This is a genomic window from Phaeacidiphilus oryzae TH49, assembly GCF_000744815.1.
GTDB lineage: Bacteria > Actinomycetota > Actinomycetes > Streptomycetales > Streptomycetaceae > Phaeacidiphilus > Phaeacidiphilus oryzae.
The window spans coordinates 3,849,084-3,864,643 of record NZ_JQMQ01000005.1 but is presented as its reverse complement, the minus strand read 5'-3'; the positions used below and the strand labels follow the sequence as shown (position 1 = coordinate 3,864,643).

The 15,560-nt window shown below is 67.4% G+C and carries 15 protein-coding genes; 12 read left to right on the top strand and 3 right to left on the bottom strand.

What is annotated here, in order from left to right:
* Window positions 1-138 precede the first annotated feature (138 nt).
* Window positions 139-978, top strand: coding sequence for an SAM-dependent methyltransferase (locus tag BS73_RS20915; protein ID WP_235215478.1), 840 nt, complete (start codon window positions 139-141; stop codon window positions 976-978).
* On the opposite strand, the gene BS73_RS20910 is transcribed toward BS73_RS20915, so the two are convergent.
* Complete coding sequence (locus tag BS73_RS20910; RefSeq protein ID WP_235215477.1) at window positions 951-1,601, bottom strand: TetR/AcrR family transcriptional regulator; 651 nt, start codon at window positions 1,599-1,601, stop codon at window positions 951-953. The genes BS73_RS20915 and BS73_RS20910 overlap by 28 nt on opposite strands.
* A 146-nt stretch (window positions 1,602-1,747) precedes the next feature.
* On the opposite strand from BS73_RS20910, the gene BS73_RS20905 reads away from it, so the two are divergent.
* The 11 genes from BS73_RS20905 to BS73_RS41000 all read left to right on the top strand — a co-directional run bounded on the left by BS73_RS20905 (window position 1,748) and on the right by BS73_RS41000 (window position 13,917).
* The gene (locus BS73_RS20905) at window positions 1,748-2,791 is read left to right on the top strand and encodes a zinc-binding dehydrogenase (protein ID WP_037574727.1); all 1,044 of its coding nucleotides are present in this window, start codon (window positions 1,748-1,750) and stop codon (window positions 2,789-2,791) included.
* A gap of 150 nt (window positions 2,792-2,941) precedes the next feature.
* The gene (locus tag BS73_RS20900) at window positions 2,942-3,361 is read left to right on the top strand and encodes a hypothetical protein (RefSeq protein ID WP_037574724.1); all 420 of its coding nucleotides are present in this window, start codon (window positions 2,942-2,944) and stop codon (window positions 3,359-3,361) included.
* Between the two features lie 57 nt (window positions 3,362-3,418).
* Complete coding sequence (locus BS73_RS20895) at window positions 3,419-4,063, top strand: class F sortase (RefSeq protein ID WP_037574721.1); 645 nt, start codon at window positions 3,419-3,421, stop codon at window positions 4,061-4,063.
* Window positions 4,060-4,578, top strand: coding sequence for an RNA polymerase sigma factor (locus BS73_RS20890; protein ID WP_037574718.1), 519 nt, complete (start codon window positions 4,060-4,062; stop codon window positions 4,576-4,578). Before BS73_RS20895 ends, BS73_RS20890 begins: the two co-directional genes overlap by 4 nt.
* A complete protein-coding gene (locus BS73_RS20885; RefSeq protein ID WP_051940180.1) occupies window positions 4,562-5,029 on the top strand; it encodes a hypothetical protein in 468 nt (155 codons plus the stop codon). The genes BS73_RS20890 and BS73_RS20885 overlap by 17 nt, the downstream gene beginning before the upstream one ends.
* Before the next feature lie 106 nt (window positions 5,030-5,135).
* Window positions 5,136-6,593 (top strand): ATP-binding protein, encoded by a 1,458-nt coding sequence (locus BS73_RS20880; RefSeq protein WP_037574715.1) that lies wholly within the window; start codon window positions 5,136-5,138, stop codon window positions 6,591-6,593.
* A 225-nt stretch (window positions 6,594-6,818) separates the two neighbouring features.
* Complete coding sequence (locus tag BS73_RS20875; protein WP_037574713.1) at window positions 6,819-7,496, top strand: hypothetical protein; 678 nt, start codon at window positions 6,819-6,821, stop codon at window positions 7,494-7,496.
* A 557-nt stretch (window positions 7,497-8,053) separates the two neighbouring features.
* Window positions 8,054-9,379: a gluconate:H+ symporter gene (locus BS73_RS20870; protein WP_037574710.1), complete on the top strand. Its 1,326-nt coding sequence runs from the start codon at window positions 8,054-8,056 to the stop codon at window positions 9,377-9,379.
* Between the two features lie 542 nt (window positions 9,380-9,921).
* Window positions 9,922-10,254 carry a CU044_2847 family protein gene (locus BS73_RS37560; protein WP_152617672.1) on the top strand — a complete coding sequence of 111 codons (333 nt, stop codon included), beginning with the start codon at window positions 9,922-9,924 and terminating at the stop codon, window positions 10,252-10,254.
* 97 nt (window positions 10,255-10,351) lie between these two features.
* Entirely contained in the window at window positions 10,352-11,560 is a 1,209-nt protein-coding gene (locus BS73_RS40415) for an AAA family ATPase (RefSeq protein ID WP_152617671.1), read from the top strand.
* 32 nt (window positions 11,561-11,592) lie between these two features.
* Window positions 11,593-13,917, top strand: coding sequence for a S8 family peptidase (locus BS73_RS41000; protein WP_084704799.1), 2,325 nt, complete (start codon window positions 11,593-11,595; stop codon window positions 13,915-13,917).
* Window positions 13,918-14,031: 114 nt separating this feature from the next.
* On the opposite strand, the gene BS73_RS20865 is transcribed toward BS73_RS41000, so the two are convergent.
* Together BS73_RS20865 and BS73_RS20860 are read right to left on the bottom strand one after the other, a co-directional pair.
* Complete coding sequence (locus tag BS73_RS20865) at window positions 14,032-14,694, bottom strand: YdcF family protein (protein ID WP_037574707.1); 663 nt, start codon at window positions 14,692-14,694, stop codon at window positions 14,032-14,034.
* Entirely contained in the window at window positions 14,691-15,485 is a 795-nt protein-coding gene (locus BS73_RS20860; RefSeq protein ID WP_037574704.1) for a GntR family transcriptional regulator, read from the bottom strand. The genes BS73_RS20865 and BS73_RS20860 overlap by 4 nt, the downstream gene beginning before the upstream one ends.
* Window positions 15,486-15,560: the final 75 nt, after the last annotated feature.

Below are 15,560 nucleotides of genomic sequence, written 5' to 3'. Positions count from 1 at the left end.
ACCGCCGGAGCCCGCCGAGGGCCGATGACGGAGCGTCACCGAGCCGTACGACCAGGCGGATCAGCTGATCACCGGACGCGGGACCGTGGCAGACTCTGACCGCGATGAGCGGCCCGAGCGCATCGGAGGGGATCCCGGGTGTCCGACTTCATGAAGCCCACGGCGACGGACGACTGGCAGCCGGTCGACCTCCGCACCGACATCGCCCACTCGGCACGGGTCTACAACGCCTGGCTGGGCGGCAAGGACAACTTCCCCGCCGACCGCGCCGTCGCCCAGCAGGTCACCGAGGCCTGCCCGAGCATTCCGATTGCCGCCCGGGAGAACCGCCGCTTCCTGCGCCGCGCCGTCCACGCCCTCGCGGCCGAGCACGGCGTCCGCCAGTTCCTGGACATCGGCACCGGGCTGCCCGCCGTCGACCCGCCGCACGAGGTCGCCCAGCGCGTCGACCCCACCGCGCGCGTGGTCTACGCCGACAACGACCCGATCGTCCTCACCCACGCTCGGGCCCTCCTCTCCTCCCACCCCTCCGGCGCCACCCGCTACCTCCAGGCCGACTTCCGCGAGCCGGAGGCCGTCCTCGGCTCCCCCCAAGTCGCCGAGATCCTGGACCTGGACCGGCCGGTGGCCCTGCTGCTGGTGGCCCTCCTGCACTTCTTCCCGTCCGACGAGGAGGCGTACGGCCTGGTCGCCCGGTACGTCGACGCCCTTCCGCCGGGCAGCCACCTGGTCCTCTCGCACGGCACCCACGACCACGTCACCCCAGCGCTGCAGGCCGCCTCCGAGGCCTACGCCGCCTCCGGCATCCAGGCCCGCTGGCGCACCCGGGACGAGGTCGCCCGCTTCTTCGACGGTCTGGAACTCCTCGCCCCCGGCGTGGTGCTGACCGCCGCCTGGAACCGCGACCCGGCGGTCGACGGACCGGCCCCCTCCCCGGAGGACACCTCCTTCTACGCGGGCGTGGCCCGCAAGCCCTGACCCAGGTCCGGAGCCGGGGCCTGACCGGGGCCCGGCCGCTGGAGCGGCCCCGGATCGAGCCGGGGCACCGGCGGCAGCGGTGCCTGTCCGGGCGAGGCCTGGAATGCCTGGATCACCAGTGCGGCGAACCGCCGGGAGGCCGCGATACGGGCCGGCTCCCCCGGGGCGCGGAGGCCCCGGTTGGCCATGATCATCATGATCAGATCCTCCACCGCGAAGTCGGGCCGCAGGCCTCCGGCCTCCTTCGCCCGGCGGGCGAGCCGGGAGACCGCCCGCAGCGTCCGGCCGCGGTGCTCGGCGAGGTCGACCGCCTGGGGGTAGGCGGCCAGGAAGGCGTCGGTGAAGCCGCGGTCCCTGGCGTTCACCTCGCAGATCCGCTCGACCACCCGGCAGAAGCCGTGCCAGGGGTCCGGATCGGCCAAGCCCTCCTCGGCGATCCGGAGGCAAGCCTGCATCTGCTCCGCGAACGCCTCGGTGACCAGCGCCTCCTTGGTCGGAAAGCGCCGGTAGAGGGTGGCCGGGCCGACCCCGGCGCGGCGGGCGACCGCACGCATCGGCACGTCGAGTCCCTCGGCGGCGAAGAGGGCGCGGGCCGCGTCGAGGATCCGCTCCCGGTTCTCCACCGCGTCGGAGCGCAGGGCGGGCGCGGGCGGAGGCGTGGGCGTTGGCGCGGGGGCAGGCGTTGGCGCCGGCGGGAAATGAGGCAACTGGTCGTCCACCGCTCTCACTCTAGCGAAACGGACGGGGGCGTCCGTTAGCGTCCGAAGCCATGAAGGCCATCGCGATCCAGAGCTTCGGCAGCCCCGACGGGCTGGCCGTCATCGACCTGCCCGACCCCGCCCCCGCCCCCGGCCAGTTGCTGATCGCCACCGAGGCGATCGGCGTCGGCGGGGTCGACGCCGTGATCCGACGCGGCACCCTTCCCGAGTACGGCTTCCGCGCGGGGCACATCCCGGGCAGCGAGGTGGCGGGCGAGGTGACCGCGGTCGGCGAGGGCGTGGACGCGTCCTGGATCGGCCGCCGGGTGTGGGCGTTCACCGGCGTCGGCGGCGGCTATGTCGAACAGGCCGTCGCCGCCGTCGAGGACGTCCTCCCACTGCCGGTCGGCCTCGCCGCGGACGACGCGGTCGCCATCGGCGGCTCAGGCGTGGTGGCCCACTTCGCCCTCGCCCACGCCCGCTTCGCCCCCGGCGAGTCGGTACTGGTCCGGGGCGCAGCCGGCAGCATCGGCATCACCGCCGTCCAACTCGCCGCCCGCGCCGGCGCCGGAGCGGTGGCGGTCACCACCTCCTCCGCCGAACGCGGCGCCCGCCTGCGCGCCCTCGGCGCGACCCACGTACTCGACCGCTCGGGCGCTCCCGCTCCGGCAGCCGATACCCCGGCAGCGGCCGCCCCGGCAGGCACCACCCCGGCAGCCGACGCTCCGGCAGCGGCCGCACCGCCAGCCGCCGCCCCGGAGGGCTTCGACGTCGTCCTCGACATCGTCGGCGGCCCCGGCCTGCCCGCCTTCCTCTCCCGCCTCCGGCCCAACGGCCGGATGGTCGCCCTCGGCATCGTCGGCGGGCAGCCGCCGGCGGACTTCGGGACGGCACTCCTCTCCTCCTTCCAGAAGTCCCTCACCTTCGCCACCTTCAGCGCCGACACCGTCCCGCGCCCGGACCGGCGCGCCGTCCGCACCGAGCACTTCGCCGCCGTCGCGCACGGCGACCTGCGAGCCGTGGTGGACGACCGTCTCCCCCTCCACCAGGCCGCGCTGGCCCACCGCAGGATGGACGAGGGCAAGGTCTTCGGGCGGATCGTCCTCACCCCCTGAGCGCGCGGCCCGCCCGGCCGCGAGTCTTTGCCCGGGCTTTACAACCCCGACCCGCGCCGCGTCGTCTCTCCCCCCGATTCCGCACCGGAACACCGGAACAGCCGCCCGGCCCCCCACGGGGGCGCCGGGCCGAACGAGGGGAGACTCCTCATGCGTGCAAGGTCCTTCATCGCCGCCGCCGGCTGCGCCGCGGCACTGGTCGCGGCCGGCGCCGGAACGGCCTTCGCCGCCGGATCCGGTTCCTCCCCCAGCCCGGTCCCGTCGGCGGGGGCCAGCAGCGCTCCCACGACCCGGCCGCCGGGCAACGGCTCGGCACCGTCGGCCGTCCCGACCGCGGTCGGCACCGCCGCGCCGAGCGCCGCCCCGACCGCGCCGCCCTCCACCGGCGGCACCCAGGTCAGCGCCGTGCCCTCGGGCGCCCCGGACACCGGCGTCCCGCCGACGGCCTCCGGCGCGTCCTCCTGGACGACGGACGCCGGCGCCGCGGGCGGCGCAGCGGTGCTCGTCCTCGGCGCGGGCGCGGTCGTACTCCGCCGCCGGCAGAAGGCCGCCGGACAGGGGCGGGACTGACCCTTGCGGCCCACCCGCTCCCGTCACCGCGGCCGTCCCCGCGCCCGCGACGCGGGGATGGCGGCGCGAGGCGGCGCCCTCGCCGCGCCCCTCCTCGCCGCCGCCCTCCTCGCGGGCTGCGCGGCGACCGGGCAGGCCGGCGCCGGCTCGTCCGGCTCGGCATCCGCGTCCTCCCCGGTCTCCCCGCCCTCTCCGCCTCCCGCATCGTCTGCCGGGCAGGCCGGGCAGGCGGCGGCTCCGCTCGCCCGCTCGGTGCCGGTACGCCTGCGGATCCCCGCGATCGGGGTCGACGCCCCCCTCGTCCAGCTCGGCCTGGCCCCGGACGGGACCGTCCAGGTCCCGCCGATCGAGGCGAACGCCCCCGCCGGCTGGTACCGCGGCTCACCCACGCCCGGCGAGACCGGTCCGGCCGTCCTCCTCGGCCATGTCACCGTCGGCCGGTACGGGAACGGGGTCTTCCTCCGGCTGTCCGAGCTGCGGCAGGGCGCCCGCGTCCTCGTCCGCCTGCGAGACGGTGCCGACGCCTCGTTCACGGTGTACGCGGTGCGCACGGTCGCCAAGAACCGCTTCCCGACCGGCGCCGTCTACGGTGACACCGACCGTCCCGAACTGCGGCTGATCACCTGCGGCGGCCCGCGAACCGGCGACGGCTATCCCGACAACGTCATCGTCTTCGCCTCGCTGACCCCTGGAGAGAGTTGAGCCCGGCCAAGGACAGGGCAGCCGCCGAGCTGTTCGCCGACCTCTACCCGGGCCTGGCCGGCTGGTGCCGCCGCCTGGTGGACGACGACGGCACCGCCCACGACATCGCGTCCGAGGCGTTCACCCGCCTGTGGTCCCGCTGGACCGCGGTCGAGGAGCCCAGGGGCTTCCTCTATGTGACCGCGGCCAACCTGGTGCGGGACCACTGGCGCAAGCTGGACCGCGAACGGCGCGCGGTCCGCCGGGCCGGCACCGAGGCGGCGCTGGCCCAGCAGCGGGCGGACGGCACGGCAGGCACGGAGACCTCGGTCTCGGTACGGCTGATGGTCCAGTCGCTGCCGGAGCGGCTGCGTACCGTCGTCCTGCTCTACTACTTCGCCGACCTGCCGGTCCGGGAGATCGCCTTGCTGACGAGGCGCAAGGAAGGAACGGTCAAGGCCGATCTGCACGCCGCACGGGAGTTCCTGCGAGCCGGACTGGCCGGACTGGGAGGACGTCTTGATCACGCCCATTGACCCCTGGGAGGAGGACGGCGACGCGGAGCTGGCCGCGCTGCTGCGCCCCGGCCCGGCCGTCCTCCCCCCGCCGCCCGGCGCCTTCGAGCGGGTCCACCGCCGCGCGCTCCGCCGCCGAAGGCTGCGCGCGGCCGCCGCAGGCACCGCGACGGCCGCGGTGATCGCCGCCGCGGCCGCCCTCTGGCCCACCGTCGGCATGCCCCGGCATTCCCCCGCGCCCCCGCTCGCCCCGGCGGCCACCACCTCGGCCACGGCCCCTACCCCCGCCCCGTCCCCCACCCGGCCTCCCCGCGCGTCCTCCCCGCAGCCCACCCCGTCGACCGTCCCCTCCTCCCTTCCGTCCTCCGCGCCCCCGTCCGTCCCACCCTCCACCGGCAACGGCCCGGGGGCCGCCCCCACCACGGCCGCCCCCGACGGCGTCCCCACCGCCTCCCCGGTCAGCCATCCCTGAACCCGCCGGCCCCCTCGCCGGGGCCATGGGAGCCGCAGGCCTGCCGGCTGCTAAACTTACATAGATGTATGTTACTCAGATGTAAGTTTTCCCTGGGAGACCTCGGATGAGCTTCTACGGCCGCGACCGCCTGCTCGCCGATCTGCGGCAGCGCCTGGATCGCATCCGTGCGGACGGAGCCGGGCAACTGCTCGCCGTACGCGGCCGCCGGCAGGTGGGCAAATCCCGGCTGATCACCCGCTTCGTGGAGCAGTCGGGGCTTCCCTACCTCTATTTCAGCGCGGTGAAGAACGCGGCCCCCGCCGCCCAGATGCGGGCGCTCACCGAGGAGCTGCACACCGCGACCACTCCGTTGAGGGACGCCGACTCCCTCTTCGCCACGCCTCCGGCGGACTGGCGCGACGCGTTCGGCCGGATCGCCCTGGCCTGCCGGGACACCCCTTCCATCGTCGTCTTCGACGAGTTCCCCTGGGCGGCGGCCACCGATCCGACCCTGGAGGGCTACCTCCAGAACGCCTGGGACAAGCAGTTGGAGGGCGCCCCGGTCTTCTTCATCCTCATCGGTTCCGACGTGACCATGATGGAGCGGCTGACCGAGCACGACCGTCCGCTCTACGGCCGCGCCAAGGGGCTGACCGTGCGCCCCTTCGACCCCGCCGAGTGCGCCGAGGTCCTCGGGGCGGACCGGTCCGCCATGGACGCCTTCGACGCGGTGCTGGTCACCGGTGGCTACCCGAGGCTGATGCTCGACCTCGCCCGCTGTGACGGCACCGAGGACTTCGTCCGCGCCCAACTGCAGGACGAGAACGGCGACTTGGTGGTGATGGGTCAGCGCTCGCTGGACGCGGAGTTCCCCGACGCCGCCCAGGCCCGCCGGGTACTCACCGCGATCGGCGGGCAGCCGGTGGGCCTCGCCGGCTTCACCCAGGTGGTGGGACGACTTCCGGAGACGGGCTCAGCGGGGCAGACCGCCGTGGCCAGAGCGCTGAAGGTTCTAGACGACAAGGGCGTGGTCTCCATCGACGTGCCGGTGGGCGCCATCCGCACCACCAAACTCCGCCGGTACCGCATCGCCGACCCCTATCTGCGCTTCTGGTTCCGCTTCGTCGAAGGACAGCAGGCACACATCTCGCGCGGCCGACCGGACATCCCCGTAAGCCGCTTCGCCCGAGGGTGGGCGAGCTGGCGCGGACGGGCCGTGGAACCCCTCCTCCACGAAGCCGTCTCCAGGCTCGCCGCGGACCGTGCGGAGCGGAGCACCGACCAGCCCGAGGCCGAGGCCGGAGAGGTGGGCTCCTGGTGGAACCGCGACAACAGCCGGGAGTACGACGTGGTGATCGCCGCGGCAGGAGCGAAGAGGGTCCTCGAGGTCGGATCGGTGAAGTGGCGGGAAGGGGCCCCGTTCGAACGACGCGACCTGGACCGCCTGGCCGAGGCCCGCTCCGACATCCCCGGCGCGGCCGCGGCCCGCCTCCTGGCCATCTGCCCCTCAGGAACCGTCCCCGACCTCCCGGTGGACCGCGTCCTCGCCCCCCAGGACCTCCTGACGGCCTGGCAGCACTGACCCCAACCCACGCAAACAGAAAAGGCCAGGTCAGCATCAAACTGACGTGGCCCCGCTTCGAGCCTCCTGTCGTCGGCGAGCACAGCGGTGCGGTCGGCGGGGGTGTGCGGGCCCCAAGCGAGCGTGACCGGCAGGGACTCGCCCGCAGGCCACGCCCGGCCGCCTGGTGGAGACGCTGCACCTTACGGAGCAGCAGCAGATACGTGTCGTCGGGATACTGAGTCGGTGAGCGACACCACGGCTGAGCACGAAGCGACCATCGAACAGCTGATGCGAGCTGTCTACCTCGGTCTGCGCGGAGACCAGATCGATCCAGAGCAAGTCGTCGCTCTCGCCTGCGAACTGATGGACTGTGGCCACGGCACCGACGCCGTCCTTGAGATTGTCGAGCGGCCCCCGGCCGACGTATCGCCGGCAGAGATGACGGCTTTGGCCTGGCGCATCCTGGACGACTCGGGCTTCGAACCAGGCTTCGACCTTGCCCCCGAGCGACTGGAGTTGTTGCGTGCCGCGCTGCGGAGCGTGGCCCGCGACCTGCCCACGTGGATCGACGGCGATCCGGAGATCGAGATTTCGAAGGACTGGTTCCCGGTAGGCGCCTGTGTCCGCCTGGCCGACGGTGAAAGGCTCGACTGGGGCGGGCCCATTCCGCCGAACGCGTGCCAGCACCCTGTCACGGCCTTGACCAGCCTGGCGAACCTGATCCAGGAGAGCCTCCTGGAACGGACCCGGCGGGTCTGGCCGGAGTGCCTCCGCCACAATCTCGGCGTCCACGGCTTGGCGCGGGATGGTGCGGCCGTGTGGTGGTGCGCGGGCGGCAGCGGACACGTGCTCGCACCGGTCGGCCAACTCCGGCGCGCGCTTGGGCCACCGCTTCGTCCTGCGAAAGGGTCTCCCGCGTGATAGCTGTACGCGGCCGGGGAGTGGTCTTGGCCGATGCTCCGGTGGCGGGGGAGCGGGGCTTCCGTGTGGCGCGCTCGGCTGCCGGTTCACAGCCCGGCCCCTCCGCAGGGATCGCGCGGCTCCTGCCTCAATCCGCTGTCAGGCCCGCCGAAGCCCGTCCGCATCGATCACCGGGGCCGTCACGGAGATCGCAAGTGCCTCTTCCCTGAAGACCGCCGCGGCGAATCGGAAACATCCAGGCCAGCGGCTCGCCGTTGAGGGCAGACGCCCGCGGCGAAGTCCGCGCGTGACACTGCCGGAGTCGGCGACGAACCAAGGACGCTGGCATCGGTCGGGTTGCGACGAGACTCGGCCTACCACCAAGCCAGCAGTGCCGCAGCACAGCGCGCCCCGGCCTCGCGCGGCGCCTCGGCCGGGCACGCCTTGTCGATCTGCGCTCCCCTTACCCATTGACCCCTGCTGTCCATATCCATAACCTGCGTGCACATACATGGACGCCGCTTTCATATCTGATACGCGAGCGGTCTCGGAGCGGGGCAGTTCGAAGGGGAACTGGGATGCCACTTGTCGTCGTGGGGATCGGGGTACTGATCCTCCTCTTCCTGATGACCAAGCTCAAGGTCAATGCCTTCATCGCCCTGCTCGTCGTCGCCACCGGCGTCGGTCTGGTGCAGGGCGTGCCGGCCGCGGATCTGCCGGACGCGTTGACCAAGGGCCTCGGGAACCAGATGGCCTCGGTCATGGCGCTGATCACGCTCGGCGCGATGGTCGGAAGGGTGATGGGCGACGCCGGCGCCGCTCAGCGCATAGCCGACTCACTGATCAAGCTGTTCGGCCCGCGCGGTGTGCAGGTCGCGATGGTGGTTACCTCGATGCTGATCGGCATCACGATGTTCTACGAGGCCGCCTTCGTCATCGTCGTACCGATCTGCTTCACCCTCGCCCGCTCGACCCGGTCCAACCTGCTCTGGGTCGGCCTGCCGATGTCTATCTCGCTGTCGACCATGCACAGCTATCTGCCGCCGCACCCCGGCCCCACCGCGGTCGCCGGGGTGCTGCACGCGTCCATCGGACTCACCCTGCTCTACGGCCTGTTCATCGCCGTCCCGGTGGGCGGGATCGTCGCTCTGGTCTGGCCCCGGCTGCCGTTCGTCCGCCGGATCGACCCGGAGATCCCCGAAGGTCTGGTCTCCGAGCGGGAGTTCGCCGAGGACGAGTTGCCGGGACTGGGCTGGTCGGTCGGCATCGCTGTGCTGCCAGTGGTGCTGATCGCCGGAGCCGCGATCGTCGCGCTGATCACCAGTGCCACCAACCCGGTCCTGGACGCCGTCGCCTTCATCGGCAATCCCACGATTGCCGAACTGATCGCCCTGATCATCGCGGCCTGGGCGTTCGGCCCGCGGATCGGCCGCTCGGTGCATGAGGTGACCGCCTCCTGCACCGATGCCGCCAAGTCGATGACGATGATCCTGCTGATCATCGCGGCCGGCGGTGCCTTCAGCGGCGTGCTGAAGGCCGGCGGGACCTCGGACTACATCAAGACGATGACCGACCACTGGTCGATCTCGCCGATCATCCTCGCCTGGCTGATCGCCGCGCTGCTGCGGGTCGCGCTCGGCTCGGCCACGGTCGCCACGGTCACCGCCTCCGCGGTCGTGCTGCCGCTGATGGCGCACGGCGGCACCAAGCCGGAGCTGATGACCCTCGCCGTGACCTGCGGGTCCATCGCCTTCTCGCACGTCAGCGACCCGGGCTTCTGGATGTTCAAGGAGTACTTCAACCTCTCCGTCCTCGACGCGATCAAGGTGCGGACCACCTACACCACCCTGCTCGCCGTCCTCGGCCTGCTCGGCGTCCTGGCCGAACAGGCGATACTCGGCTGACACCACCCGATCCATCGAGTGCGAACAAACGGGGCCAGGGCCCCCGACCTTGGCCCCGTCCGTTCCCGGCTCTGCCGAACTGGAGCCGCTGGATCACCCGCTTCGAGCGTGTACGCCGCCGCATCCAGAACAACAGAAAAGGCCAGGTCAGAGGCTATCTGACCTGGCCCTTCGCTGAGCCTCCTATCGGAATCGAACCGATGACCTACGCATTACGAGTTGTCCGATCTTGTTCCACGGGCGTCCGCCGGCGTCCGAAAGGGCTGGAACGCCGCAGGTCAGCAGGCCCGTGCGGACGCCGCAAGACAACCGTGGACGCTCACGGATTCTGCCTGCAGTGAGACCAGCTTTGAGACCACGAGGCAGCGCCAACCCGCTACCCCAGCGCTCACATCAGCCAGTCTGGCGATGTGCCCACCAGGTATCAGGCACGCTCGGCCCAGGTCATACGCCCTGCTCAACAGTCAGTTTCGGTGAATCGCAGCACCAGGCGCATCTATCCGAGATCATATGACAGAGACATGCTCCCGGGGCGAGGTGTTATGTACAAGACTATTGACGCACAGGATGGCAAATCGGTCTTCTTGATAGAAGTCACCCCTCTGGAGGTTGAAAGCTTCGACCAGTCGAAGTTGTTGCGTGGCAGCCGCGACCTGTCAGAACATGCCTTGACAAACTTGCGGCAGGTGGGAGAAGCCATAGTGCAGACCTGCGAGGACGTGTCTGTTGCTGTGCGAGCTCGTCTGGTCGATGCCGCGCCGGATGAGCTTGAGATTAAGTTCGGTGTCTCATTGAGCGGCGAAGCTGGCGTTCCTCTGATCGGGAAGGCGAAGGCTGACTCCACCTTTGAAGTCCGAGCAAAATGGACACGATAGTCGCCGGTGGTTCACGTAAGCACTTCGAGTGATTCTCTCGTACCAGTTGACGCAGTGCCCCTGGTCAGAGACTCAAGTCATTGGTAACCTGCGCTCCATGGGTACTTCGGAGCAGGGTCCTAGGAGCGGTCTGACCAGCACAGAGCAAGCGTTGCTTGAGCTGATGCAGATCGCTCTCGAGGTCGACCCAAGCTCCACTCGCGTACGAGAACTGTGTCGCAGTTGGGTCCGCCAGCCGCCGACGGACGGGTCACACACAGTCACGCTTCGGGCTGCCTTGAGGGCCCTGCTGACGGCGCTCCCAGAGCCTACGCCGTCGCCTCTGAGAGGCAACAGCCGGAGTGAGGGCACATGGACTACTTCGCGAGCAGGGGAGTCGCAGTTTCCGAGGGACCCTGAAACCAATCAAGCGCTACTCAGGGCAGGGCGCCCTGGCTCTTCAGTTGGCCCAGTCCTTGATGAAGAATCAAGGCGGCGCGTCGATAGATTGATTTCCGAGAGCTCGATTCGCGATCGATTGATCGAATCAGGTCTGCAACCTTCCCGGAGCGTTCTCCTTAGTGGCCCTCCAGGTGTCGGAAAGACCATGACAGCCTCTCACATCGCAGAGCAGATGAAGTTGCCGCTTGTTGTTGTCGATCTAGCGGCGGTGATGTCCAGTTATCTTGGACGTACAGGCCGCAACGTTCGGGCAATTCTTGATTATGCAACCAGCAATGAATGCGCTCTATTTATTGATGAATTCGATGCGTTGGCCAAGCGCCGAGATGACGCGGCCGACATCGGGGAACTAAAGCGCCTGGTGAATGTTCTACTTCTTGAACTTGATCGGTGGCCTCCAGGGAGCCTCTTGCTCGCCGCAACTAATCATCTGGATCTACTTGACTCCGCAATCACGCGCCGCTTTGACGTACTGCTCGATCTCCCTCTCCCTAATTTCAAGGAGAGGAGCCACCTCCTGTCCACAATCCCAGCTATTGAAATCGGCGAGATCGACGACGACGTTATTGGTCTACTCGCCTTGTCGCTGGGCGGCTTTTCGCACTCGGACATCATTCGCTCATGCAATGAAATTGCGCGTGCCTCGTTGGTTGACGACGGCGACTTCCGGAAACTGCATCGACACATTATTGAGTTCTCAATGAAGCGCCTCCGAGAGGAGGTTAAGGATGATGCCGCTATTCGAAAGAGTGTCGCGCTTGCCGCGCAGAAGCACCTCGGCCTTTCACAACGCAAGATCGCTAGCCTACTCGGGGTGAGTCATCCGACAGTGAGCAGAATGCTGACGGCTTCAGATAAGAATTAACCTTATCCAGTTTGGTCGTATTGGGGGGGAAGATGGCTAGGGAGCCAGGCGGACGCATCCTCGTTGGAGGAGAGCAGATGTCGGAAATTGTGGAGCGAGCAAGCGGCGGTGGAACAAAGTACTATCCGTATTCATGGGAAGAAACCAAACAGCTTCTTGCGCCTCAAGCGAGAGCGCTACAGGAATCAGCTACCAGCCTGGATTCCTCGTTGCGTGCGCGACATGTTGTATTTGAAGCCACCCTTCTTCCGAATTTCCTAGCAAATAGCTATTTTCCAAAGAATTTGATTAAGCTGTTACAGCTTACTGCTCTGGGGTCTCGCCCTGCTACAGAAGATCTAATTCTTAGAGGGCGTGTAGAGTCGGACGTTGCTACGAAGTCTCTGGTTGTGGCGGGGGACGATGCGAGCCTTGAGCATCTTTCACGCATGCTCGAAGGGGAACATCTAGACCGACACGAACGTGCGGCCGCAGAAGAACTACGACAATTCTCCAAGATCCACCTTCCCAGGCGCGAGGAAGTCTTAGATTCCCATTCTTCAGGCCCAGATGCTAGCTCTTCCCAACAAGCATTTGAGGCTGTTCTCCATCCGGACCCGGATTCGGAATTGGGCGATCGGCACCCCATTTCGGATGCCCTATTCCACAAGTTCGAGGATTTCATCCGGCGGCTGGGGGGCGAAGTTGCTGGCGATCGACGCGACGTTGTGGGCGGACTTACATTCGTTCCCGTCTTTTTGTCGACTGCTCGGGCACCAGAAGCTGCAGCCTTCAATCCACTGCGTTCCATCCGAAGAATGCCCCGCATCAGGCCAGTTCCCTCTGTACCACTGCGTTCGGCTCCTAGAGTGGGACTGCCGGCACCGCCCGCAGCCGCACCTGACGCCCCGGAAGTCCTCATTTTTGACGCGGGCATAGAGGAGAACGGTGACTTTTTTGCTGGTTCCGTGTCGCAGATACACCTCACGGACCGGAAGCCTCAGCCCGGTTTCATAGAGCACGGGAGTGCTGTCACGGGCGCTGTGCTTTACGGTCAAGTACACGCTGGAGAGCATCTGCCTACCCCTCAAGTTAGGGCGACGCACTACCGGTGCATACCCGGGCCCGATGAGGACGGAGCAGAGCTCTATTGGCTGCTGGATCAGATCCAAAAGCGGGTAGCAGACACTGACTCTATGATCGTCAATCTGAGCCTCGGGCCAGAGATGCCGGTGATCGATAGTGAGCCTCATCGGTGGACTGCTTTGCTGGATAGCATCGCCTACGAGCGGGATATCCTTTTTGTTGTTGCAGCCGGGAATAACGGCGAGAGCCCCAGTACATCTGGCGCTAATCGGATACTAGTTCCGGCTGACATGGTAAACGGCCTGAGTGTTGGCGCGTGCGATAAACCACATCCAGAGGCATTGTGGTCACGAGCCGCCTATAGCGCTATGGGCCCAGGACGACCCGGCGGGCTTGTCCAGCCAAACGTTGTCTCATTTGGCGGCGACGAAGATCGGCCGTTTGCTCGGCTTCGGGGGAACGGTCAGCTGTCGTACGACTGGGGCACCAGCTACGCCACTCCGTTGGTGACCCACGGACTGGCCGTGCTTAGCCACGAACTTGGAGATCGGCGTAGCGCTTCTGCGTTGAAGGCGTTCGCAGTTCATTCAGTTGAATCGCATGCTGATTCGAATATGCAAACCGGGTACGGGCGAGTCATCAATGACTATTCCAAGGCTTTGTGGTGCGACAGTCACGAAGTAACTGTCATGTATCAGGCTTCCATCGAACGAAATCAGATCCTGGGTTTCCAGCTCCCCGTTCCAGAAGACCTGAATCGAGGACGCGTGCAAGTTAGGTGGACGCTTGCGTATTCCTCGCCGACTGACCCGACCGAAGCCGTAGAGTACACGCAAGCTGGTCTCGAGTTCACCTTCCGCCCTCACGCTGACATCTTCGAGTTCCGGAACCCGGAAAATGGGAAACTCGTGCGATTTAATGTTCGAGAGGATCCCACACGCGCGACTAAACTTGTCGAAGAAGGTTGGAAGCGGAGTCAGAATCCAGTTACTCGTTCACAGAAGCACGGCCCTCGGGCGTCCGAGGCGAGCAGGCGTCGGGGGGGTAAATGGGAAACAGTCATGCAAGGGCAGGACAGGATGCTCGCAACGAGCCTTAAAGCCCCCCGATTGGAGATCGAGTACTTTTCTCGGGCAGGTGGCCTTCTGACGCAGGGAGTTGCTCCAGTTGACTTCACTCTTCTGGTGACCGTTCAGTCGCTCTCCGGCGTCGATGTCTACAGTATGGCTAGGTCCGAATTTTCGATCCTCTCTCCTCTTCCGGTTCCCGTTTCTACGAGGCTGCGTACGTGATTCAAATTGTGTCGCAATTAGGAAGGGGACCGACTGTTTCTGTTTCGTACTCCAGCCATCGGCAGCGTGCGCGCTTAGTCGGCTTGAAAGCCGCTCCAAGCATCTACGCGCGGGTCAGGACAAGGTACTCGTCGAAACGAGGCGACTGGTGAACCCCTCGTGGCAAAGGCGTTCGTAGGCGCGTGAGACGTGCTCTGGTATCGGTAGTTCGACCATGAAGCCCTGAGCCGGGTAGATCAGGAGTCGCTGAAGAGCGCCTACAAGCATGTCAATGACGAGCCGCACGTCCTTAATAGAGTCCACGTAGTCCTCGAACATCATCGGGGCGGACGCACTGACGAACTCAACCTCAGGCCACTCCTTGCGGGCCGTGGCGTAGGCCCGGCGTTCCTCGTAAGGCTTGCTGACCAGCAGGACTGACATCACGTCAACGCCGACGGTTTCGAGCAACGCGCGGGAGTAGCGGATGTTCTCTCCCGTGTTCCGGGCTCGGGGCTCCACCAAGACGGCCGAGTCAGGGACACCGAGTGCCAACGCACGCTCGCGGTAGTGGACGGCTTCGCCGCGGGGCATCCGGTCTGCCGTTGTCCGGCTGGTCGCTCCGGTGAAGACGATCAGGGGGGCCATGCCGCGCTGGTAGAGGTGGACGGTCACGTCCGCCACCCCGAGGTCATGGCTGCCCAGTCCAATCGCGACGGAGCAGGGACGCGGTTCGTGGTGCATCTGATGGAAGTCCCACAGGATTTGGGCGTCCTGCCACGCCTGCGCTGAGATCACTCCACTTCCTCCCTGTCCTTCGCTGAGTCGGGGACCTCGAAGTCATACGACCATGCGAAGCGCGATGCCGCATGCACTCCGATCGCGTACTCAACCACGGTGCCGTCTGCTGTGTAGGTGGTTCGGTGCAGCTCCACCACGGGCTCACCGGGCGGGAGCTGAAGGAGCTTCACCTCGTCGCCTGTCGGGACGCGCGCAAAGATCTCTTCCCGCATGTGGTCGATCTCGTAGCCCGCGTCATACAGCACACGGAAACCGCCGCCGCGGCCCGCCGGCCCGGGGGTGGGATCGACGATCCGCGTTCCTTCGACGTGCTCCGGGCGGTAGTAGCTCGTCAGGGTGTGCGTCGGCTGGTCGCCTTCCTTGACGACGCGGGCGCGGGCGTAGACCTCGGCTCCCTCCGGCAGGCCGTGCGCGGCGGCGACCGCCGGCGGCGCCTGCACGCGGCTGACGGTCTGGGTCTGCTCGTTTCGCTTGTACGCGCGGCCGGACGCGACCCGGTCGGCGATGAACGCGACTTCGTCGCTGTCCCGCCACTTCGCCTTGTCGTACCGCTCGATGCCGAGCCGCTTCAACGGCGTCTGCTCGCGCACCACAGTGCCGTGGCCGCGTGACGAGGTGACCAGCCCTTCAGCCTCCAGCGCGCGGTACGCCGCGTGGACGGTCGACTTGGATCCTTCGCCGTCTTCGACGAGCTTCCGGATGTGCGGCAACGGCTCGCCAGGCCGGTACACCCCGGCTCTGATCTGCTCAGCCAGCTTGTCGGCCAGCTCCCGCCACTTGGGCGCCATGCGCGGCTCCTCTCGCCACCACCCAGTGAATCACAGTCCCAGGACTGTTGACAGTCCCAGGACTGTGATGCATGG